The 21,421-nt window shown below is 66.6% G+C and carries 26 protein-coding genes; 6 read left to right on the forward strand and 20 right to left on the reverse strand.

What is annotated here, in order from left to right:
- Positions 1-44: 44 nt before the first annotated feature.
- Complete coding sequence (locus tag RI032_RS00835; RefSeq protein WP_248854572.1) at positions 45-524, reverse strand: SRPBCC family protein; 480 nt, start codon at positions 522-524, stop codon at positions 45-47.
- Entirely contained in the window at positions 496-930 is a 435-nt protein-coding gene (locus RI032_RS00840) for an ArsR/SmtB family transcription factor (RefSeq protein WP_322547712.1), read from the reverse strand. The genes RI032_RS00835 and RI032_RS00840 overlap by 29 nt, the downstream gene beginning before the upstream one ends.
- Positions 931-987: 57 nt before the next feature.
- On the opposite strand from RI032_RS00840, the gene RI032_RS00845 reads away from it, so the two are divergent.
- Positions 988-1,281 carry a PsiF family protein gene (locus tag RI032_RS00845; RefSeq protein ID WP_019338338.1) on the forward strand — a complete coding sequence of 98 codons (294 nt, stop codon included), beginning with the start codon at positions 988-990 and terminating at the stop codon, positions 1,279-1,281.
- Positions 1,282-1,366: 85 nt separating this feature from the next.
- Here the strand turns inward: RI032_RS00845 and RI032_RS00850 are convergent, their stop codons facing one another.
- The 6 genes from RI032_RS00850 to rsmD all read right to left on the reverse strand — a co-directional run bounded on the left by RI032_RS00850 (position 1,367) and on the right by rsmD (position 6,182).
- The gene (locus RI032_RS00850) at positions 1,367-2,254 is read right to left on the reverse strand and encodes an MBL fold metallo-hydrolase (protein WP_053442833.1); all 888 of its coding nucleotides are present in this window, start codon (positions 2,252-2,254) and stop codon (positions 1,367-1,369) included.
- A gap of 120 nt (positions 2,255-2,374) precedes the next feature.
- Complete coding sequence (gene ggt / locus RI032_RS00855; RefSeq protein WP_057503073.1) at positions 2,375-4,105, reverse strand: gamma-glutamyltransferase; 1,731 nt, start codon at positions 4,103-4,105, stop codon at positions 2,375-2,377.
- Positions 4,102-4,383 (reverse strand): YfhL family 4Fe-4S dicluster ferredoxin, encoded by a 282-nt coding sequence (locus RI032_RS00860; RefSeq protein ID WP_010484376.1) that lies wholly within the window; start codon positions 4,381-4,383, stop codon positions 4,102-4,104. The genes ggt and RI032_RS00860 overlap by 4 nt, the downstream gene beginning before the upstream one ends.
- Positions 4,384-4,515: 132 nt before the next feature.
- Positions 4,516-5,007: a hypothetical protein gene (locus tag RI032_RS00865; protein ID WP_010484374.1), complete on the reverse strand. Its 492-nt coding sequence runs from the start codon at positions 5,005-5,007 to the stop codon at positions 4,516-4,518.
- A 60-nt stretch (positions 5,008-5,067) separates the two neighbouring features.
- Positions 5,068-5,577, reverse strand: coding sequence for a pantetheine-phosphate adenylyltransferase (gene coaD, locus RI032_RS00870; protein ID WP_010484372.1), 510 nt, complete (start codon positions 5,575-5,577; stop codon positions 5,068-5,070).
- Between the two features lie 26 nt (positions 5,578-5,603).
- Positions 5,604-6,182 (reverse strand): 16S rRNA (guanine(966)-N(2))-methyltransferase RsmD, encoded by a 579-nt coding sequence (rsmD, locus tag RI032_RS00875; RefSeq protein ID WP_010484370.1) that lies wholly within the window; start codon positions 6,180-6,182, stop codon positions 5,604-5,606.
- A 577-nt stretch (positions 6,183-6,759) separates the two neighbouring features.
- Between rsmD and htpG the strand changes: the two genes are divergently transcribed.
- Entirely contained in the window at positions 6,760-8,652 is a 1,893-nt protein-coding gene (gene htpG / locus RI032_RS00880) for a molecular chaperone HtpG (RefSeq protein WP_322547714.1), read from the forward strand.
- A gap of 168 nt (positions 8,653-8,820) precedes the next feature.
- Here htpG and RI032_RS00885 read toward each other — a convergent pair whose 3' ends face one another.
- Entirely contained in the window at positions 8,821-9,126 is a 306-nt protein-coding gene (locus RI032_RS00885) for a hypothetical protein (RefSeq protein ID WP_010484366.1), read from the reverse strand.
- A 129-nt stretch (positions 9,127-9,255) separates the two neighbouring features.
- Between RI032_RS00885 and ftsY the strand changes: the two genes are divergently transcribed.
- The 3 genes from ftsY to RI032_RS00900 all read left to right on the forward strand — a co-directional run bounded on the left by ftsY (position 9,256) and on the right by RI032_RS00900 (position 12,069).
- Positions 9,256-10,578, forward strand: coding sequence for a signal recognition particle-docking protein FtsY (ftsY, locus tag RI032_RS00890; RefSeq protein ID WP_322547715.1), 1,323 nt, complete (start codon positions 9,256-9,258; stop codon positions 10,576-10,578).
- A 91-nt stretch (positions 10,579-10,669) separates the two neighbouring features.
- Positions 10,670-11,794: an A/G-specific adenine glycosylase gene (gene mutY, locus RI032_RS00895; protein ID WP_109814987.1), complete on the forward strand. Its 1,125-nt coding sequence runs from the start codon at positions 10,670-10,672 to the stop codon at positions 11,792-11,794.
- A 5-nt stretch (positions 11,795-11,799) separates the two neighbouring features.
- Positions 11,800-12,069, forward strand: a complete 270-nt coding sequence (locus RI032_RS00900) for an oxidative damage protection protein (protein WP_019661206.1) — start codon at positions 11,800-11,802, stop codon at positions 12,067-12,069.
- A 67-nt stretch (positions 12,070-12,136) separates the two neighbouring features.
- On the opposite strand, the gene RI032_RS00905 is transcribed toward RI032_RS00900, so the two are convergent.
- The 10 genes from RI032_RS00905 to RI032_RS20640 all read right to left on the reverse strand — a co-directional run bounded on the left by RI032_RS00905 (position 12,137) and on the right by RI032_RS20640 (position 19,201).
- Positions 12,137-12,586: a DUF6491 family protein gene (locus RI032_RS00905; RefSeq protein ID WP_322547716.1), complete on the reverse strand. Its 450-nt coding sequence runs from the start codon at positions 12,584-12,586 to the stop codon at positions 12,137-12,139.
- Between the two features lie 221 nt (positions 12,587-12,807).
- The gene (gene lolD / locus RI032_RS00910; RefSeq protein WP_164192142.1) at positions 12,808-13,521 is read right to left on the reverse strand and encodes a lipoprotein-releasing ABC transporter ATP-binding protein LolD; all 714 of its coding nucleotides are present in this window, start codon (positions 13,519-13,521) and stop codon (positions 12,808-12,810) included.
- Positions 13,514-14,755, reverse strand: a complete 1,242-nt coding sequence (locus RI032_RS00915; RefSeq protein WP_019338333.1) for a lipoprotein-releasing ABC transporter permease subunit — start codon at positions 14,753-14,755, stop codon at positions 13,514-13,516. The genes lolD and RI032_RS00915 overlap by 8 nt, the downstream gene beginning before the upstream one ends.
- A 23-nt stretch (positions 14,756-14,778) precedes the next feature.
- Positions 14,779-15,228, reverse strand: coding sequence for a hypothetical protein (locus tag RI032_RS00920; protein ID WP_322547717.1), 450 nt, complete (start codon positions 15,226-15,228; stop codon positions 14,779-14,781).
- The gene (locus RI032_RS00925; protein WP_005409080.1) at positions 15,179-15,427 is read right to left on the reverse strand and encodes an FAD assembly factor SdhE; all 249 of its coding nucleotides are present in this window, start codon (positions 15,425-15,427) and stop codon (positions 15,179-15,181) included. The genes RI032_RS00920 and RI032_RS00925 overlap by 50 nt, the downstream gene beginning before the upstream one ends.
- 97 nt (positions 15,428-15,524) lie before the next feature.
- Positions 15,525-16,310, reverse strand: coding sequence for a succinate dehydrogenase iron-sulfur subunit (locus tag RI032_RS00930; RefSeq protein ID WP_005409079.1), 786 nt, complete (start codon positions 16,308-16,310; stop codon positions 15,525-15,527).
- Positions 16,311-16,376: 66 nt separating this feature from the next.
- Complete coding sequence (sdhA, locus tag RI032_RS00935) at positions 16,377-18,167, reverse strand: succinate dehydrogenase flavoprotein subunit (protein ID WP_109814986.1); 1,791 nt, start codon at positions 18,165-18,167, stop codon at positions 16,377-16,379.
- Positions 18,168-18,198: 31 nt separating this feature from the next.
- Entirely contained in the window at positions 18,199-18,585 is a 387-nt protein-coding gene (sdhD, locus tag RI032_RS00940; RefSeq protein ID WP_005409077.1) for a succinate dehydrogenase, hydrophobic membrane anchor protein, read from the reverse strand.
- Positions 18,582-18,974, reverse strand: a complete 393-nt coding sequence (sdhC, locus tag RI032_RS00945; protein WP_005409076.1) for a succinate dehydrogenase, cytochrome b556 subunit — start codon at positions 18,972-18,974, stop codon at positions 18,582-18,584. Before sdhC ends, sdhD begins: the two co-directional genes overlap by 4 nt.
- A gap of 56 nt (positions 18,975-19,030) precedes the next feature.
- On the reverse strand, positions 19,031-19,201 hold the full coding sequence (locus RI032_RS20640; RefSeq protein WP_005409075.1) for a DUF1674 domain-containing protein: 171 nt from the start codon (positions 19,199-19,201) through the stop codon (positions 19,031-19,033).
- Positions 19,202-19,240: 39 nt separating this feature from the next.
- Between RI032_RS20640 and ygfZ the strand changes: the two genes are divergently transcribed.
- Positions 19,241-20,116, forward strand: a complete 876-nt coding sequence (gene ygfZ / locus RI032_RS00950) for a CAF17-like 4Fe-4S cluster assembly/insertion protein YgfZ (RefSeq protein WP_010484337.1) — start codon at positions 19,241-19,243, stop codon at positions 20,114-20,116.
- Between the two features lie 101 nt (positions 20,117-20,217).
- Here ygfZ and RI032_RS00955 read toward each other — a convergent pair whose 3' ends face one another.
- Positions 20,218-21,300 carry an ABC transporter ATP-binding protein gene (locus tag RI032_RS00955; protein ID WP_010484335.1) on the reverse strand — a complete coding sequence of 361 codons (1,083 nt, stop codon included), beginning with the start codon at positions 21,298-21,300 and terminating at the stop codon, positions 20,218-20,220.
- Positions 21,301-21,421 lie beyond the last annotated feature (121 nt).

The following is a 21,421-nucleotide window of genomic DNA, read 5'->3' on the forward strand; positions in this document are numbered from 1 at the left end:
TCAGCGCCCTTTCACAGCCGAAGGGATCTGACCCCAAGCGCGGCCTACAGGCCGGCCGCGAAGGCTTCCAGCTGGCCGATGACCGTGTTCCAGCCGTCGAAGAAGCCCAGCTGCTCATGCTGGTCACGCAGGGCCTTGTCCGGGTGCATCACCCGCGCGGTATAGCGGCAGCCCTGCCCGTCATCCTCCATCATGATGACGGCGGTGAAGCCCAGCCAGGGTGACTGCGGTCGCCAGCCTGCGCCCAGCATCGAGGTGAACACCAGGCGCTGCTGCGGCACGATCTCCAGGAAACTGCCCGGATTGTCGCTGCTGCCACCATCGGGGCCCTGCATGAAGGTGTGGAAGGCCCCGCCGGGGCGCAGGTCGAATGCGCGTACCTCGGTGGTCCACGGCTTCGGGCACCACCACTGGCGCAGCAGTTCCGGATCGGTCCAGGCCCGCCACAGGGCGGCACGCGGTGCATTCAACACACGGCTGATGACCAGGTCGGTGTCAGGGTTGTTGCCTGCGTCTACGGCCATGGGCCTGCTCCTGTCGGTGAAGGGTTTCAACGAAATCGACCATGCGGTCGGCGCGCGCTTCCCATACGGCACGTTGTTCGGCCAGCCACTGCTCGGCCTCGCTCAACCGCGCCGGCACCAGTTCGCAGGTGCGTACGCGCCCCCGCTTGTGGCTGCGCACCACGCCGCTGCGCTCCAGCACGGCCAGATGTTTCATCAGAGAAGGCAAAGCCATCTCGAAGGGCCCGGCCAGCATCGACACCGTGCGAGGCCCCTGCCCCAGCACAGCCACGATCGCGCAACGGGTCGGGTCGGCCAGTGCCTGGAAGACGTCTTGAATGGCGGGATCATACTTACCCATATGGCTAAGTAATACGCCGATCTGAACGTTGCCGCAAGCAGGCGCGGCAATGGCATGGTTCTTCACGTGGCCTTGCAGGCTGGAAGCGAATGCTCCGCGCACCCGCCCCCCTTGGAGCTCCCGATGAAAGCCTCTTTCCTGCTGGCCGCCGTCCTGCTGGTCGGCCTGCCCCTGGCTGCCAATGCCACCACGCCGCAGCAGCAGCGCATGGCCGAATGCTCAGCCAAGAACAAGGGCTTGAAGGGGGATGCCTACAAGACTGCACAGAGCTCCTGCCTCAGCGGCCATGCCGCCGAGACCAAGGCCGCGACAACGCCGCAGGAACGCATGCGCAAATGCAACGCCGATGCCGGCACGAAAAAATTGACCGGTGATGCGCGCAAGACCTTCATGAGCAGTTGCCTGAAGGCATCGTAACGGTCGCATCCGGATGAAACGGCCATCCACGCATGGCGTGGACCTGCCGCCATCAGTGAAGGCCGGGCGTTGCCCGGCCTTTCCATTACCCCAGGGCGCGTGCCTTCAGCTCGCCCTGTTCGTGCAGGGTCACGAAACGCCCCTTGTCATCCCTGCCCAGCTGCGCCAACGCCACCTGCGGGTCGTGGGTGAAGAACAGCCGCACGTTGCGCGCCAGCTTGTCTTCAAGGAACTGCCGCTTTTCGTCGATCAGCAGCTCGGCATTGCGGTCGTAGCCCATGGTGATCGGCACGTGTACCCATGAGCGCCCCGGGATCAGGTCGGCACAGAACACCACGCCACCGTGCGCACTTTCGCCGGCATGCGCGTGACCGACGATCTCGGCCAGCATCAGCCCCGGCGTATGCCCGTCGCTGTAGCTGAAGCGCACGCTGCGGCCGAGCGCCTTCGAGTACTCCCCGTCCACCACTTCCAGCCGGCCACTGGCCTGCAGCAGGCCCGGCAGTTCCGGAATGAAGCTGGCGCGGTCGCGCGGGTGTGGCTGCACGGCGCGCTGCCAATGCTGCGCGCCGACCACAAAGGTTGCGTTGGGGAACAGCAGCTCGGGCTCACGCCCTTCGCTCCACGCCGCCAGCAGGCCGCCGGCATGATCGAAGTGCAGGTGGCTGAGCACCACCACGTCGATATCCTCGTGCTCGAAGCCGGCTTCGCGCAGCGAATCGATCAGCACATGCTGGCTTTCCTGCACGCCGTAGCGCTCGCGCATGCGCGGGTCGAAGAACGCGCCGATACCGGTTTCAAACAGCACGGTTTTGCCTTCCAGCGGGCTGGCAAGCAGCGCACGGCAGGCCAGCTCGATGCGATTGAGCTCGTCCGGTGCCGCCCATTTTTCCCACAACGCGCGCGGCGCGTTGCCGAACATCGCGCCGCCATCGAGGCGCTGCGAGTTTCCACGAATTGACCAGAGTTTCATGTGTCGATTATCGGCGCCGTCTCGTTAAATAATCGCTAGAATGGAAACAGAAAACCCCGCCGGCAAAGGCGGGGTTTCGATAATCAGCCGGATTGCCGGCCAGCAGCCGGCACGACCGGATCAGCGCGCCGGGACGACCTGTGCACTGCCCACCGGATTGCGCGGGTCGCTGCCGCCGAACAGCTTGTTCGCCTTGCGGTCCCATTCCACGGTCTGCAGGTTGCCCCACACATGGCTGGACCCGCGGCCGCCTGCGGCCACATTGCCCGGCAGGTCGATCTTGTGCCCCATCGCCTGCAGCTGCTTCACCGTCGCCGCGTCGAACGCATCGTCCTCGGCTTCGATCAGGTCCGGCAGCCACTGGTGGTGGTAGCGCGGCAGCGCGGCAACCTGCTGTGCATCCAGGCCGTCGTCGTAGCCGAGGATGCCCAGCAGCACCATGGTGATGATGCGGCTGCCACCCGGGGTGCCCAGCACCACGACCTTGTCGGCGTTCTCCATGAAGGTCGGCGTCATCGAGCTGAGCATGCGCTTGCCCGGCTTCGGCGCATTGGCTTCATAGCCCATCACGCCGAACGCATTGGGCGTGCCCGGCTTCAGCGCGAAATCGTCCATCTCGTTGTTCAGCAGTACGCCGGTGCCCTTGGGAATCAACCCCGAGCCGTACAGCAGGTTGACGGTCTGGGTGGCGCCGACGCGGTTGCCGTCGCGGTCGATGATGGAGAAATGCGTGGTCTCGTCGTCTTCCAGCGGAGTCGGATTGCCCGACAGCAGGTCGCTGGGCGTGGCCTTCTCCGGATGGATGGTAGCGCGCAGGCCCTGTGCGTAATCCTTGCTGGTCAGCACCTTCTGCGGGATCTGCACGAAGTCCGGATCGCCGAGGAAGAAGGTGCGGTCGCGGTACGCGCGACGCATCGACTCCACCACCAGGTGGGTACGGTGCGCCGGGTCCATCTTCCTGATGTCCCAGCCTTCCAGGATCTGCAGCATGCTGGCCAGCGCGATGCCACCGGACGACGGCGGCGGCGCGGTGGTGATCTTCCAGCCGTTGTAATTGAAGACGATCGGCTCGCGCTGCTTCACGCGGTAGCCGGCCAACTCTTCGGCGCTCCATTTGCCGCCAGCCTGCTTCACGCCTGCCAGCAACAGCTTTCCGGTCTGGCCCTTGTAGAAGCCATCGAAGCCATCCGCGGCCAGGCGCTCCAGCGTCTGTGCCAGCTCCGGCTGCTTGAACAGGTCACCGGTGGCGATCGGCTTGCCGTTGCGCAGGTAGACCTCGCGCGTGCCGGGATAGCGCTCCATCACTTCTCGGCGCGACGCATAGCCCTTGGCCATGCGGTCGTACACCGGGAAGCCTTCGCGCGCGATGCGGATCGCCGGCTGCAGCGATGCAGACAGCGGCAGCTTGCCGTGCTTGGCCGACAGCTCGACGAGCGCTGCAGGCAGGCCCGGGATACCGGCCGACCAGGCGCCGTTGACCGAACGATCACGGTCCAGGTTGCCCTGCTTGTCGAGGAAGGCCTGCGGAGTTGCCGCGGCCGGTGCGGTCTCGCGTGCATCCAGCATCACATCCTTGCCGGTGGCCGCGTCGTGCAGCAGGAAGAAGCCGCCGCCGCCCAGCCCGGAACTGATCGGCTCGACCACCGCCAGCGTGGATGACACCGCGACCGCGGCATCGAAGGCGTTGCCGCCCTGCGCCAGGATATCGATACCTGCCTGGGTGGCCAGCGCGTGGCCGCTGGCAATGGCTGCGCCATCGGGGCGCTCGGCACGGGCCGGGCTGTCGGCCCAGGCCATCGGGCTCAGCAGCAGGCCGAGCAGCAACAGGGGGCGGACGATCAGCGTCTTCATTCGGATGGGGGCTCCGCGTAGAGTTCAGGGTGATCGTGCTGCAGCTGGCGCAGCTTGGCCAGCAGCTGGTCTTCCGTTTCCACGATCTCCGGATCCGGGTCGATGCACTCGACCGGGCAGACGACCACGCACTGTGGCTCGTCGAAATGACCGACGCATTCGGTACAGCGCGCAGGGTCGATCACGTAGATGGTTTCACCCATCGAAATGGCCTGGTTCGGGCAGGCCGGCTCGCAGACGTCGCAGTTGACGCAGAGCTCGTTGATTTTCAGCGACATGGCGATACTCCTCGCCCGCGCCTTGGGACAAAGGACCGGCCAGCGCGGGCGCGCGGGCCGGTCAGGTCATCAGCGGCACCCTTGCGGGGTGCCGCCCGGGCCATGCCGGAGCATGGCCGCCATGGCTCGGTATTACTTGGCTTCGACGAAAATGTACTCGGCGCCGGTCGGCTGGACCGCCGCCTGCACGCGGGCGTTGTCGGCCGACTGGCCGATGAAGACGACGCGCACGCCCTTCATCGAATCCGGCGCCACGTCCTTGAACACAGCCTGGATCATGTCAGCCATCTTGCCCGAGGCCGACGAACCGAAGGCCAGCATGTTGCCCGGCTGCACGCCACGGGCCACGGCCTGGGTCGCGCTCTCGGTCTGGCGCTCGTACTTGGCCTGGAAGTCCGGGTCCGATTCCGGCGAGAGGTAGTACAGGAACGGGCTGTTGCTGATGTTGCCCATGTTCTGGATGGCCACTTCCTGCAGGTACTTCTTCCAGCCTGCATCGTCGTCCTTGGACGGCGCGACCAGGGCCTGCTTGGCCTCGTCGACCGGAGCGGCCTCTTCCTTCTTGCAGGCGGTGAAGGCCAGGGCCAACGAAGCGATCAGCATCGCGCGCATGGTGGTGTTCATGGGTTTCCTCCCGGAATGGTGCGTGGTGTTGTACGTAATGGGGTGCGGGTACAGCGGGGCTTACGACTGTGCGGCCTTCGCTTCGCGGACCTTGCGCAGGGCTTCGAGCACCGCGGCCGGCACGAAACCGGACACGTCGCCGCCCAGGCGCGCGATCTCGCGGACCAGCGAGGACGAAATGAAGCTGTGCTGCTCGGCCGGGGTCAGGAACAAGGTCTCGACCTCCGGAATCAGGTGGCGGTTCATGCTGGCCATCTGGAACTCGTACTCGAAGTCGGACACCGCGCGCAGGCCGCGCAGCAGCACCCCGCCCTGGACCGAACGTACGAAATGGGCCAGCAGCGTATCGAAGCCGATGACCTCGACGTTGCTGTGGTGGCCGAGTGCGCCACGTGCCAGCTGCACGCGCTGCTCCAGCGGCAGCGCCGGGCCCTTGGACGGGCTCTGCGCCACGCCGACCACGACCTTTTCGAACAGCGGCGCGGCCCGGCTCACCAGGTCGATATGACCGTTGGTGATGGGGTCGAACGTGCCGGGATAAACGGCAATGCGGCGGTTGGCCACGGTCATGGGCGGTTGCAGATGTTCAGATGAGGTCAAAGTGTAGCAGTGGCGCGGCGGTACAGGGCAAAGCGCACCTCGCGGGTGCCCCCCTCGCGGTGCAGCAGCCAGTCCGACGGCAGCACCGGCGCGTGGCCGGCCGGCGATTCCAGGTACAGCCAGGCATCGGCAGCCAGATGCCGCGGCAGCTGGGCCAGCACGTCCTGCCACAGGCCATCGGCGAACGGTGGGTCGATGAACACCAGATCGGCCTGCTGTGCCGGTGCGCCCTGCAGCCAGCGCAGGGCATCGGCCTGCACGACGGTGACCTGGTCGGAGGCCTGCAGCTTGGCCACGGCCGCGGTCAGATTGCGTCCCAGCTGCGCGTCGCGCTCGACCAGAGTGGCGTGGGCGGCGCCGCGCGAGACCGCCTCCAGGCCCAACGCGCCACTGCCGGCGAACAGGTCCAGCACCCGCGCGCCGCCCAGTCTGGGCATCAACCAGTTGAAAAGGGTCTCGCGCACGCGGTCGCTGCTGGGCCGAAGCCCTGGCAGGGTCGGCACCGGCAGGCGGGTATTGCGCCAGCGCCCGCCGATGATGCGGACCTGACCGTCATTGCCCCCACGGCCGCTCACCGGCGCCCCCGGCGGGAGGTATTCGAGAATTTCAGCATGAGCGGGATTGTAGTTCGGCCGGGCGGCGCCCGGGGACGCGCCAACGCATGCGCGCTGTCGCTCCCACGCTTCGCTGCGCGAAACGCGGGCCCCACTTACCAGCTTCCATACCCCCGCCGCTTCGCGGCCGCCCCCTGACTCAGGGGCTCTACCCCAGACGCGATCCGATGCTCGACATACAGGCGGGGTCAGATTGGATTTCGATATCTGAGAGATTTCATCCACGCATGGCGTGGATCTACTGGCCGCCAGCCAACTGTCGAAAGCGGGGCACTGTGGGTTTGCGGGGTGTGAGCGGCATGGATGCCGCGCCCAAGCCCCCATGGATGGGTTTACGGCGTCCCCGCAAACCCACAGTGCCCCGCCATCCCACGGAATGCCCGCTCTTGCCGTTGCTGTTGCAGTTGCGGTTGCTTCGGCCTCTGCAGGTGCAGGGCTGCAAGCCCTGCCGACCAACCCCCTTGATTTCGGGACAATCAGCCATACCCCTTGGCGAGGCCGCACGCGCTGGCGCGGCATTGCACATGGAGCCCTATCGATGACCGAGACCACCCAGACCGAAACCCTTGGCTTCCAGACCGAAGTCAAGCAGCTGCTGCAGCTGATGATCCACTCGCTGTACTCCAACAAGGAGATCTTCCTGCGCGAGCTGGTCTCCAACGCCGCCGACGCCGCCGACAAGCTGCGCTTCGAGGCCCTGACCCAGCCGGCTCTGCTGGAAGGCGACAGCGAACTGCGCGTGCGCGTCAGCTTCGACCCCGCCGCCCACACCATCACCATCGAAGACAACGGCATCGGCATGAGCCGCGCCGAAGCCATCGCCCACCTCGGCACGATCGCCAAGTCCGGCACCGGCGACTTCCTGCGCCAGTTGTCGGGCGACCAGAAGAAGGATTCGCAGCTGATCGGCCAGTTCGGCGTCGGCTTCTACAGCGCCTTCATCGTCGCCGACGAAGTGGAAGTGACCTCGCGCCGCGCCGGCCTGGCTGCAGGCGAAGGCGTGCGCTGGACCTCGCGTGGCGAAGGCGATTTCGAAGTGGCCACCGTGGACAAGGCCGAGCGCGGCACCCGCATCGTGCTGCACCTGAAGGAAGGCGAGCATGACTTCGCCGATGGCTGGCGCCTGCGCAGCATCCTCAAGAAGTACTCGGACCACATCGGCCTGCCGATCCAGATGCCGAAGGAAGGCGGCGAAGAAGGCGCTGCGGTCGAATGGGAAACCGTCAACCGCGCCAGCGCGCTGTGGACCCGCCCGCGCACCGAGATCAGCGACGCCGAGTACACCGAGTTCTACAAGCACGTGGCACATGACCACAGCGACCCGCTGGCGTGGAGCCACAACAAGGTTGAAGGCAAGCTGGAGTACACCTCGCTGCTGTACGTGCCCGGCCGCGCGCCGTTCGACCTGTACCACCGTGACGCGCCCAAGGGCCTGAAGCTGTACGTGCAGCGCGTGTTCGTGATGGACCAGGCCGAGCAGTTCCTGCCGCTGTACCTGCGCTTCATCAAGGGCGTGGTCGATTCCAACGACCTGTCGCTGAACGTCTCGCGCGAGATCCTGCAGTCCGGCCCGGTCATCGATTCGATGAAGGCGGCGCTGACCAAGCGCTCGCTGGACATGCTGGAGAAGCTGGCCAACGACAAGCCCGAGCAGTACGCCACGTTCTGGAAGGAATTCGGCCAGGTGCTGAAGGAAGGCCCAGCCGAGGACTACAACAACCGCGAGAAGGTGGCCGGCCTGCTGCGCTTCGCCTCCACCCGTGGCGAGGCCGATGCGCAGACCGTGTCGCTGGCCGACTACATCGCCCGCATGGCCGAAGGCCAGGACAAGATCTATTACCTGACCGGCGAGAGCTACAGCCAGGTGCGCAACAGCCCGCACCTGGAAGTGTTCCGCAAGAAGGGCGTGGAAGTGCTGCTGCTGACCGACCGCATCGACGAGTGGCTGATGGGCTACCTGACCGATTTCGACGGCAAGGGCTTCGTTGACATCGCCCGTGGCGACCTCGACCTGGGCGCGCTGGAAAGCGAGGCCGACAAGCAGGAACAGGAAGCGGCCGCGAAGGACAAGCAGGGCCTGGTGGAGCGCCTGAAGACGGTGCTGGGCGATGACGTGGCCGAGGTGCGCGTGTCGCACCGCCTGACCGATTCGCCGGCGGTCCTGGCCATCGGCGAACAGGACCTGGGCCTGCAGATGCGGCAGATCCTGGAGGCCAGCGGGCAGAAGGTGCCCGACAGCAAGCCGGTGCTGGAGATCAACCCCGGCCATCCGCTGATCGCCAAGCTGGATGCCGAAGGCGATGGCGCACGTTTCGACGACCTGGGCCGGGTGCTGTTCGACCAGGCCGCGCTGGCCGCCGGTGACAGCCTGAAGGACCCGGGCGCCTACGTGGCGCGCCTGAACAAACTGCTGCTGGAGCTGTCGGCCTGATCGAGGCGGAGGTCGCCGGGCATGGCCCGGCGGTGCCTTGGTAGAGGCCAACCTTGGTTGGCGCCCCAAAAGCGTGCCAACCAAGGTTGGCACCTACCAGGGCGGGTCAAGCATGCCAACCAGGGTTGGCCCCCACCAGGGGCGGCGGTTGGCGCCTGCCGAGGGGGTTCAGGCTTCGCGATCCAGCAGCGAGCCCAGCATCTGGTCCTGGCGGCGGATCACCGTGGCATTGGCGGCGAAGGCCAACACCTCGGCTTTCGCCGCGAGCAGATCTCCCAGCGGTGCACTGACATCGACATCGGCACCGGCAGGGGTCACCGAGGCCTGCACTCCGCCCTGCTCCACCGCACTACGCTGCAGCTGCAGGCGCTGGGCATCCGGGGTCGCCAGATTGGCCACGTTGTGCGCGGCCAGCTGCACCCCCTGCTGGGCTGCACGCATGCCACCGCGTGCCGTTCCCATCACGTTGTTCATGGCGGTCTCCGGACCGCACTGCGCAGCCCTCCGGACCGGTTAACGGCCGATGGGCCGCAACCTTGAGCCCACATCGGCCCGACAGGCCCGAGTGGTAGCATATCCCTCTGATTTCAGCGCCTTTTGCCAATGCTCAGTTTTTTCCGCCGCAAGAAGCCCCAGGATGCCCCCGCAGCGGAGGCACCCAAGACCCAGCACTACTCGGCTGAAGAGCTGGCGGCGGCGTTTCCGTCGGCCGCGCCGGTCGAGGACAAAGAGCCGGCACCGGCAGCCGTAGCGGCCGAGCCTGCACCGGTCGAGTCGTCCCCCGCAGCCGTCGTTCCAGTCGCTGTCGAACCCACCCCGGTGATTCCGGCTCCAGCCGCACCGGTTCCGGCAGCTCCAGCGCCGACGGCGCAGATCGACGTCGCCCCCATCGCGACCCCGGCCATCGAACCGGCACCCGCGCCGCTGCCTGGGCCCAGCCCGGCACCGGCACCGGTCACCGACGATCTGCCGGCCGCCGCCTCGGTCGACGCCGTGCCCGCAACTGCCGGCAAGCCCGGCTGGCGCGAGCGCCTGCGCAACAGCGTCATCGCGCGCAGCTTCGGTGGCCTGTTCTCGCGCAATCCCAAGCTCGACGACGACCTGCTCGACGAGCTGGAAACTGCATTGATCACCGCCGATGTCGGCGTAGGTGCCACCACCGATCTGGTCGAGGGCCTGCGCAAGCGCATGAAGTCGCGCGAGTTCGCCGACGCCAATGCACTGCTGGCCGCGCTGCGCGCCGAGCTGATCGCGATCCTGCAGCCGGTGGCCAAGCCGCTGGTGATCGACCGCACTGCCAAGCCCTTCGTGGTGCTGACCGTCGGCGTCAACGGCGTCGGCAAGACCACCACCATCGGCAAGCTGGCCAAGCGCTTCAAGGACGAAGGCCACAGCCTGATGCTGGCCGCCGGTGACACCTTCCGCGCCGCCGCCGTGGCCCAGTTGCAGGCCTGGGGCGAGCGCAATGGCGTGGCCGTGGTCGCCCAGGGGCAGAACGCCGATGCCGCTTCGGTGGCGTTCGACGCACTGCAGGCCGGCAAGGCCCGCGGCACCTCGGTGCTGATCGCTGATACCGCCGGCCGCCTGCATACCCAGTCCGGCCTGATGAACGAGCTGGGCAAGATCCGCCGCGTGCTCGGCAAGATCGACCCCACCGCACCGCACGAAGTGCTGATGGTGATCGACGGCACCACCGGCCAGAACGCGCTGTCGCAGCTGCGCCAGTTCAATGCCGCAGTGAACGTGACCGGCCTGGTGGTGACCAAGCTGGACGGCACCGCCAAGGGCGGCGTGGTGTTCGCGCTGGCCCGCGAGTTCGGCATTCCGATCCGCTTCGCCGGCATCGGCGAGCGCCCGGAAGACCTGCGCGTGTTCGATCCGGAAGCCTTCGTCGACGCCCTGCTGCCTGAAGCGCTGGGTGCCTGATATACCGTGCAGCCACCGCACTCTGGTGCAGCCACCCATGGGGTGGCTCTACAAGGGTGAACCCACGGGTGGCTGCCTCTCTGGAACACCGATGCCCCGCCAGCCGCACGCCAGCGCCGACACTGCCCAGCACGACGACTTCGTCGCCCGCCTGCTGCACTGGTTCGACGACCACGGCCGCCACGACCTGCCCTGGCAACACCCGCGCAGCCCCTACCGGGTGTGGTTGTCGGAAATCATGCTGCAGCAGACCCAGGTGGCCACGGTCATCCCGTACTTCCAGCGGTTTCTGCAGCACTTCCCGACCCTGCCCGACCTTGCCGCCGCCAGCAACGACGCGGTGATGGCGCAGTGGGCCGGGCTCGGCTACTACGCCCGCGCACGCAACCTGCATGCCGCCGCAAAGCGCTGCGTGGAACTGCATGACGGCGACCTGCCGCGAGATTTCGATGCACTGCACGCCCTACCCGGCATCGGCCGCAGCACTGCCGGCGCGATCCTCAGCCAAGCCTGGAACGACCCGTTCGCGATCCTGGATGGCAACGTCAAGCGCGTGCTGAGCCGTTACCACGGCATCGACGGGTTTCCCGCCCTGCCGGCCATCGAGAAGCAGTTGTGGGCCATCGCCGAGGCGCACGTTGCGCAGGTCCCGGCCGGGCGCATGGCCGATTACACCCAGGCGCAGATGGATCTGGGCGCCACCGTCTGCAGTCGGGCCAAGCCGACATGCGTGATCTGCCCGCTGCAGGACAACTGCGTGGCACGCCGCGAAGGCCGCACCGCTGAGTTACCGACGCCCAAGCCCAGCAAGACCCTGCCCGAACGCGAAGCGGTCGCCCTGCTGTTGCGCGACGCCCAGCAGCGCGTGCTGCTGCAGAAGCGGCCGGATACTGGCATCTGGGCGCAGCTGTGGACGCTGCCGCAGGCCGAGACGGGCAGCGACCTGCAGGACTGGTTCGACACACATGTGGACGGCTCGCTGGAAGATGCCGACGAACTGCCGGTGCTGCAGCACACCTTCAGCCACTACAAGCTGCATCTGCAGGTACTGTCGCGGCAGGTACACGGCCTGCGCGTGGAAGAACCCACGCTGCGCTGGGTGGCTGCCGACGAACTGCCCGCGCTGGGCCTTCCGGCGCCGATCCGCAAGCTGCTCGACGGCGCCACGATCAAGACGCCGAAACGAACCTCCAAGAAATCCCGCAACCACGAGTGAGTGCCATGCCCCGAACCGTCTTCTGCCAGTACGAACAACGCGATGCCGAGGGCCTGGACTTCGTGCCCTACCCCGGTGAGCTGGGCCAACGCATCTTCAACAACATCGGCAAGCAGGCCTGGGCCGCGTGGCTGGCGCACCAGACCATGCTGATCAACGAGAACCGGCTGTCACCGCGCACGCCGGAGCATCGCGCGTTCCTTGAAGGCGAACTGGTCAAGTTCCTGTTCGAGAAGGACGCGGAGAAGCCCGCAGGCTTCGTTCCGGAAGCCTGACCTGCCGGTAGCGCCGGGCCATGCCCGGCGTCCAGGCATCCGCCGGGCATGGCCCGGCGCTACCCGTTTATTTCCCGGATTCCTCGCGCTCCTGCACCTGCGCCTGGCGCAGCTCCTGTTCGGAAGCACGCAGCGCCTTCACGTCCAGCTTGCGGATGCTGTTGATGAAGCACGGCATGCGCGGGCCGCCGGCGGGGTCGCGCACCAGCACCTTGTCAAAGCGCGCCGAGACACGGTTCATCTGGCTGGTCAGGCCGATGGCGGTGGCATACGGCAGGTCCTGGCAGGGGCCTCTCAGCTCCAGCAGGTAGGCCTCGCTGGGACGCGTCCACACCGCCAGCGCGCTGTCACCCAGCTCGGTCCAGCCATTGAGGGTGCCGAAGAACTGCATGTCGTTCTGCGGCGCACCGGCGTGGGCACGGTAAAGGTCAAGCTTCTCGGCGCTGCTGAGCCGGCCGGTGGTGGCACAGGCGGCCAGGGCCAGGCAGAGGCCGGCCAGCAGAAGCGGGGTCTTCATGGCGATCTCCTCGGGGAACTGTCGCCATCATGCGCCTGGCCTGGCAATGCCGACGCGACGGCCGACGGCCCCATTCAGGCGCCGGTCGGCGGTCGACCAAAGTCGACCTCTGACAAAGCGGGTCCAGAACGTCGGATTCCGGTAGTCGCCAACCTTGGTTGGCGCTTGCCCTGCAGGAGCAGCCGACCAAGGTCGGCTTCTACCAGAGTCCGTCCGACCGCTCAGACGTCGGCGTGGGCCAGTGCGTGCAGGCGCCCTTCGCGCAGTTCCAGCACCCGGTCCAGGCGACGCGCCAGGCTGCGGTCATGGGTTACCAGCACCAGGCTGGTGTGACGTGCACGATTCAGCTCCAGCATCAGCTCGAACACCGTTGCAGCGGTGCGGTCATCCAGGTTGCCGGTCGGCTCGTCACCGAGCACGCAGGCCGGATGATTGACCAGTGCTCGCGCCACCGCAGCACGCTGGCGCTCGCCGCCGGACAGCTCGCCCGGCTTGTGGTCCAGGCGATGGCCGAGGCCAACCGCTTCCAGCAGCGTGGTGGCGCGGCTGCTCGCTTCGGACACCGCGGTGCCAGCCAGCAGCACCGGCATCATCACGTTTTCCAGCGCGGTGAACTCCGGCAGCAGGTGATGGAACTGGTAGACGAAGCCCAGCGCCTGGTTGCGCAGCAGGCCGCGCGCGGTGTCCGACAGCGCCGACATGCGCTGGCCGGTCACATAGACCTCGCCCGCGGTCGGAATGTCGAGGCCACCCAGCAGGTGCAGCAGCGTACTCTTGCCGGCGCCGGAGGCACCGATGATCGCCACGGTTTCGCCGGCGGTCACGGTCAGGTCCAGGCCATCGAACACCGGGGTCTGCATGCGCCCTTCGGCGTAGGTCTTGCCCAGTGCTTCGGCGCGGATCACTTCATCGCCGCGGTTGAAGACCTTATTCATAACGCAGGGCCTCCGCCGGCTGGGTGCGTGCTGCCCGCCAGGCGGGGTACAGGGTGGCCAGGAAGCTCATCAGCAGTGCGACCACGGTGATCGCCACCACGTCGCCGGTCTGCATGTCGGTCGGCAGGCCGGTGATGTAGTAGACATCCTCCGGCATCAGCTTGACGTTGAACACGCTCTCGATGGCGCCGAGGATGCGCTCCAGGTTGAGGGTCAGGGTAATGCCACCGATCAGGCCGGCCAGCGTGCCGAAGATGCCGATCAGCGAGCCCTGCACCATGAACACCTGCATCACGCCACCCGGGGTCAGGCCGAGGGTGCGCAGGATGGCGATGTCGGCCTGCTTGTCGGTCACCAGCATCACCTGCGAGGACACCAGGTTGAAGGCGCCCATGGCGATGATCAGCGACAGCAGGATGCCCATCACCACCTTCTCCATGCGCAGCGAGTGGTAGAGGTTGGCGTTCTGCTGGGTCCAGTCACTCACGCGGTAGGCACCGCCGAGGTTCTGCGCCAGGTCCACGCCCACTTCCAGCGAGCGGTCCATGTCGTGCAGTTTCAGGCGCACGCCGGTGGCACCGTCGCTGCGCAGTACGCGCTCCAGGTCCTGCATGTTGGCGAAGCCCACGCCACGGTCGACTTCGTTGTAACCGGCCTCGAAGATGCCGCTGACGGTGAAGCGCTTCATCCGTGGCACCGCGCCGGCAGGCGTGCCCTGCACTTCTGCAAAGGTCACCAGCACCTGGTCGCCGACGTCCACGCCCAGCCAGAGCGCCAGCTCCTTGCCCAGCAGCACGTTGAAGCTGCCCGGCGTGAGGCTGTCATAGCTGCCCTTGGTGATCTTCTTGTCGATCACCGACACCTTCGGCTCCAGCGCCGGATCGATGCCCTGGATGATCGCACCCTGCACGCGCGGACCGCTGATCATCGACTGGATCTCGATGTACGGCGCGGCACCGGCCACGCGCGGATCCTTGTTGGCCACGTCGACCACCCGCATCCAGTCCGGCATCGGCTCGCCGTCACGGCTGATGGTGGTGTGCGCGGTCATCTGCAGCAGGCGGCTGCGGATTTCCTTCTGGAAACCGCTCATCACCGCCAGGGTGGTGATCAGCACCGTGACGCCGAGCGCGATGCCCAGGATCGATGCCATCGAGATGAAGGAGATGAAGCCGTTGCGGCGCTTGGCGCGCAGGTAGCGCAGGCCGATGGCCACGGGAATGGGTTTGAACATGCAGGCACGCCGGTCAATTCAGCTTATGGTGCCATCGACCGGGGCCGACGGGAAACGCTGCGTGCGGCGACGGCCAGTCGCAGTTCACGTCGCTCCCCGGAATCGAGCACATCCGGCCAGAACAGCAGGCGCCGGCGGCGCCGATCCTCACGCCACAGCAACAGCAGCCAGGGGCCGCGCACGACCAGTTGTGGCGCATCGACGTCCTGCCCGGCCACCTGCAGCGGCTCGGACGGTACCGACAGAAGCACCTGCACGCGTGGCCTGCGCTGGCGCCAGGCCAGTTCGGCCAACCCGATGCCCCAGGCCAGCAACACCGCGGGCATCAACAGCTGCGGCGGCAGATCCGATGCGCGCAGCAGCCAGGGTGCGGCCAGCAGCACCGCCAGCTGGGCGGCGGCCTGCAGCCGTGAGGGCCGCCACTCAAGGCTTGAGGGCGAGGATCTTCTGCATGAGGGGGATTGCGTGCGCATGCGGGCAGGCCTCATAACCCATGAACCAACGCCACAACTTATCGTCCTCGCAGTCGAGCAGGAACAGGAAAACCTCGCGCTCTTCGGTCGGCGCAGTGCTCCATTCGTGGTCGAGGTAACGGCCGAACAGCTGGTCCAGCTCGCGCATGCCGCGGCGGCAGCGCCAGCGCAGCTTCTTCAGCAGAACATCTTCTTCCATCGTGTTTCTCCAGATACAGCAAAGCCACGCATGGCGTGGCTCTGCTGGGAGGTGCAGCCACGCACGGCGTGGCTCTACCGGGTACAGCCGGACCGTATCAGGCGCGGCGTTCCATCATCAGCTTCTTGATCTCGGCGATCGCCAACGCCGGGTTCAGGCCCTTCGGGCAGGTCCGGGCGCAGTTCATGATGGTGTGGCAGCGGTACAGCTTGAACGGATCTTCCAGGTCGTCCAGGCGCGCACCGGTGTCCTCATCGCGCGAATCGATGATCCAGCGGTAGGCCTGCAGCAGGATCGCCGGGCCCAGGTAACGCTCGCCGTTCCACCAGTAGCTCGGGCAGCTGGTCGAGCAGCAGGCGCACAGGATGCACTCGTACAGGCCGTCCAGCTTCTTGCGGTCTTCCGGCGACTGCAGGCGCTCGCGGTCCGGCGGTGCCGGGGTCTGGGTGCGGATCCACGGCTTGATCGAGGCGTACTGCGCGTAGAAGTGGGTCAGGTCCGGAACCAGATCCTTGACCACGTTCATGTGCGGCAGCGGGTAGATCGGCACTTCCTTCTTGCCGCAGTCCGAGATGGCTCGGGTGCAGGCCAGGGTGTTGGTGCCGTCGATGTTCATCGCGCACGAACCACAGATACCTTCGCGGCAGGAGCGGCGGAAGGTCAGGGTCGGGTCGATCTCATTCTTGATCTTGATCAGGGCGTCCAGGACCATCGGGCCACAGGCGTCCAGATCGACTTCATAGGTATCGGTGCGCGGGTTGCTGTCGTCGTCCGGACTCCAGCGGTAGATCTTGAAGGTGCGCACGTTCTTGCCGCCGTTCTTGACGGGGAAGTGCTTGCCCTTCGTGATCTTGGAATTCTTGGGGAGTGAAAACTCGGCCATGGCTGCTCTCGTTGGCTCAGGCGGCCCGCGCCCTTGGGCGCGGATTGCATGGTAGGCGGGGTCGGATCAGTACACGCGCGGCTTCGGCGGCACCACGGACACGTCGTCGGTCAACGTGTACATGTGCACCGGACGGTAGTCGAAGCTGCACTTGCCCTTCTCGTCGACGCTGACCAGGGTGTGCTTCTGCCAGTTGACGTCGTCGCGGTCCGGGAAGTCCTCGTGCGCATGCGCGCCGCGGCTTTCCTTGCGCTGTTCGGCCGAGTTGATCGTCGCCACCGCGTTGAGCAGCAGGTTGTTCAGCTCGTAGGTCTCGATCAGGTCCGAGTTCCACACCAGCGAACGGTCGGAGACCTTCACGTCCTGGAACGAGTCGAAGATCTTGTCCATCTTCTCGCAGCCTTCCTTCAGCGTCTGGCTGGTGCGGAAGACGGCGGCATCGGCCTGCATGGTGCGCTGCATGCGATCGCGGATGACCGAGGTCGGGGTATCGCCGTTGGCGTGGCGCAGCTTGTCCAGCAGGCCCAGCGCCTTGTCGCAGGCATCAGACGCCAGCGGCTTGTGCGACGCGCCCGGCTTGATGGTCTCGGCGCAGCGGTTGGCCACCGCACGGCCGAACACCACCAGGTCCAGCAGCGAGTTCGAGCCCAGTCGGTTGGCGCCGTGCACGGAGACGCAGGCCGCTTCACCGATCGCGTACAGGCCCGGCACTACGGCATTGTCGTTGTCGCCGACCTTCTGCACCACTTCGCCGTGGTAGTTGGTCGGGATGCCGCCCATGTTGTAGTGCACGGTCGGGATGACCGGGATCGGCTGCTTGTGCACGTCGACGCCGGCGAAGATGCGGGCGCTTTCGGCGATGCCCGGCAGCTTGTCGTCGATCACGCCCGGACCGAGGTGGGTCAGGTCGAGCAGGATGTGATCCTTGTGCTCGCCGACGCCGCGGCCTTCGCGGATCTCGATGGTCATCGAACGGCTGACCACGTCGCGCGAGGCCAGATCCTTGTAGTGCGGTGCATAGCGCTCCATGAAGCGCTCGCCACTGCTGTTGCGCAGGATGCCACCTTCACCGCGGACACCCTCGGTGATCAGGCAGCCGGCGCCGTAGATGCCGGTCGGGTGGAACTGCACGAACTCCATGTCCTGCATGGCGATGCCGGCACGCATGGCCAGGCCGCCACCGTCGCCGGTGCAGGTATGCGCCGACGTGGCGCTGAAGTAGGCACGGCCGTAGCCGCCGGTGGCCAGCACCACGCCCTGGGCGCGGAACAGATGCAGCGTGCCATCGGACATGTCCAGGGCCAGCACGCCGCGGCAGGCGCCTTCCTCGTCGAAGATCAGGTCGAGCGCGAAGTACTCGATCATGAAGCGCGCGTCGTGCTTCAGCGACTGCTGGTACAGGGTGTGCAGCATCGCATGACCGGTACGGTCGGCCGCCGCGCAGGTACGCTGCGCCGCCGGGCCTTCACCGTACTTGGTGGTCATGCCACCGAACGGACGCTGGTAGATCTTGCCTTCGGCGGTGCGCGAGAACGGCACGCCGTAGTGCTCGAGCTCGATGATGGCCGGGATGGCCTCACGGCACATGTATTCGATCGCGTCCTGGTCGCCCAGCCAGTCCGACCCCTTGATGGTGTCGAAGAAGTGGTAGCGCCAGTCGTCCTCGCCCATGTTGCCGAGTGCGGCCGAGATACCGCCCTGGGCGGCAACGGTGTGCGAACGAGTCGGGAAGACCTTGGTCAGGCACACGGTCTGCAGGCCCTTGGCGGCCAGGCCGAACGTGGCGCGCAGGCCGGCGCCGCCGGCGCCGACCACGACCATGTCGTACTTGTGTTCGGTGATCTTGTAAGCGGACATCTAATCTGGATTCCTGTGTTGGTGCCTGGGCTCAGGCAACGCCGAGGGCGATGCGGCCCACCGCAAACACACTGACGATCATGCCGAGCACGGCGACGAACTTCACCGCGGTCTGCAGCACCAGGGCCAGCAGCGATTCGTGGATGTAGTCTTCCAGCACGACCTGCATGCCGAGCTGCGCGTGCCAGAACATGGCGATCAGCAGGCCGATCAGCGGCACTGCGTTCCACGGCTTGGCCACGGCGGCGGCGGCGGTCGCGTAGTCCGAGCCCAGCAGGCCCAGCACGAAGACCAGGAACCAGATGCCCAGCACCACCAGCGCGGCGGCGGTCAGGCGCTGGTGCACGAAGTGCTCGGTGCCGGTCTTGGCCGAGCCAAGGCCGCGCACGTTCTTCAGCGGGGTACGGAACTTGCTCACGCGGCACCTCCGAACATCACATAGGCCCACACCAGCAGGGTGATCACCAGGCTGCCGGTGACCGACAGCCAGCTGCTGCGGATGAAGGCGGGGATGCTGAAGCCGATGGCGAAGTCCTGCACCACGTGGCGGATGCCATTGCACAGGTGATAGGCGAACGACCATGTCCACGCGAACAGGAACACGCGGCCATACCAGGCCCCGGCATGGCCGGTGAAGCAGTTCCAGGACTCGGGCCCCATCATCAGGGCCAGCAGGCCGGCAGCGATGATGAGGGCACCAACAGACAGAAAGACGCCAGTGGCTCGATGCAGGATCGAGGTGGCCATCTGAATCTGCCAGCGATACACCTGAAGGTGCGGGGAAAGTGGGCGTTGTCTGGTCGCCATTCGCTGGGCTCGTTGTCTCGGCTGGGCGGCACACGGCCGCGTTGGCTCAATGCTGATCAGAAATCGATGCAGCGTCCGTTTTTCTCCCAATCGCCATACCGCACCGGATCAAGTCCGCCGCGGCCGCCGAATTCCTCTGCTTTTTCCTGTTCCACGGGCACGGGTGCCGCGGGGACCAGCGGGGCTTCAGATTCGTCGTCGGGAGTGGGGGTTGTTTGGCCTATCATGTTCGGTCTCGCAACGCACAAATTTTAGACCTCGTTCACGTGCCTGACAACCTGCCCCCTGCTTTCGTCGGATATCCGCGCCTGCCCGGCCACCAGTTGCTGAGCCTGCAGGGCACGGATGCGGCCGTTTTCGCCCACGCCCAGTTCAGCGGCGACGTCACTGCCCTGCCCCTGCTGCACTGGCAGTGGAGCGCCTGGCTGAGCGCAAAAGGCCGCACCCTGGCGGTGTTCCAGCTGCTTCGGCTGGCCGACGACCACGTGATGCTGGTGCTGGCCGACGGCGATGCCGATGCGATTGCGTCGCAACTGCAGCGCTTCGTGTTCCGTCGCAAGGTGAAGGTGCAGGTGCGCAGCGATCTGGCGGTGGCCGGCGCCTTCACCGCGCCCGAAGCCGCCAGCAACGCCGCGATTGCGCACGCCGCAGCGGCCGGCTGGGAACTTGACCTGGGCAGCGATGCGCTGCCGCGCACCCTGCGCATTGGCGCAGCTGATGCATTTGCCGCCGGCAGCGAAACCGATGAGGCCGCTTTCGCCCTGGCCTGGCGCCAGGCCGACCTGCGCTACGGGTTGCCGCGACTGGAAGAAAGCCAGCGCGAAGTGTGGACCCCCCAGCAGCTGGGCCTGGACCGCCTGAACGGCTACAGCGTGAAGAAGGGCTGCTATCCCGGCCAGGAAATCGTCGCGCGCACCCACTTCCTCGGCAAGGCCAAGCGCGCGGTGCAGCTGCTGCATGCCGCAGCACCGGCGCAGGCCGGCGATGGCGTACAACAGGACGGCGCAGCGCTGGGCACGATTGCCAGCGTGGCCGGTGAACTGGCGCTGGCGGTGCTGCCGCTGGAGGCCAGCGACGCCGAGCTGCAGGTGGGTGGTGCGGTGGCGCAGCGTGTGCCGCTACTGGATGGATTGGCGCGCTGAGGTTCACGCCGGGCACGGCCCGGCGCTACCGCCGCCATGGTGGGTGCGGACCGTTGGTCCGCACCGCAACGAAGCAGCCGAGCGCGGGTTCGGCTACAGAGTCAGAGCCGCTCGCCGGTTTCCGGGTTGAAGAAATGCAACCCCTGCGGGTGGATCGCCACGCGGATCTGCTCGCCCACCGCCGGCAGCGCCTGCGGCGCCACGCGCATGGTCAGCGCATGCTGGCCACTGCTGAGGTTGACGAAGATCTCGTTGCCGACCGGCTCAATGCCTTCGATGCGCGCAGTGAACGCATGCGCATCATCGGCGGCCGCCGGCTGCAGGTGCTCCGGCCGCACGCCCACCGCGATCGGCTTCTGCAACCACGCCGGATCGATCGTGGCCTGACCCAGCGGTGCACGCCATTCGCCGTCGACCACGGTCACCCCACCGGCATCGCCCTGCAGCGTGCCACGCAGCACGTTCATCGCCGGGCTGCCGAGGAAACCAGCCACGAACAGGTTGGCCGGGCGGTCGTACAGCGCCATCGGCGTATCGATCTGCTGGATGATGCCGTCCTTCAGCACCACGATGCGCTGGCCCAGGGTCATCGCTTCAACCTGGTCGTGCGTCACGTAGATCATGGTGGTGCCCAGCTTGCGATGCAGCTGCGCGATTTCGGTGCGCACGCTGTGGCGCAGCTTGGCATCCAGATTGGACAGCGGTTCGTCGAGCAGGAACACCGCCGGCTCGCGCACCAGCGCCCGGCCCAGCGCAACACGCTGGCGCTGGCCGCCGGACATCGCCTTAGGCAGCTTGTCCATCATCTCCGTCAGGCCCAGCGTCTGCGCCGCCTCGGCGATGCGCTTGTCGATGGTCGCCTTGTCATGCCCGCGCAGCTTCAGGCCGAAGGCCAGGTTCTCGGCCACGGTCATGTGCGGATACAGCGCGTAGCTCTGGAACACCATCGCGATGTCGCGATCCTTCGGCGCCACGTCGTTGACCACGCGATCACCGATGGTCAGCGTGCCGCCGCTGATTTCTTCAAGGCCAGCCACCATCCGCAGCAGGGTCGACTTGCCACAGCCGGACGGACCGACCAGCACCATCAGCTCGCCATCGGCGACCTCGAAGCTGGCGTCCTTCACCGCGACCTGGCCGTTGTCATAGACCTTGCGCACACCCTGCAACTGCACTTTTGCCATATCACCTATCCGGTCCGCCCGAAGCCGGGCTGTCTTTTGGGACTGCCTCGGCCCTCCCGATGGCAGTGATGATTGCGCGCTTGCGGCATGACGGCGAGCACTGCAATCGAATACAGTTGCC

The sequence above is a fragment of the Stenotrophomonas geniculata genome (assembly GCF_034508895.1).
GTDB classification, from domain to species: domain Bacteria; phylum Pseudomonadota; class Gammaproteobacteria; order Xanthomonadales; family Xanthomonadaceae; genus Stenotrophomonas; species Stenotrophomonas geniculata.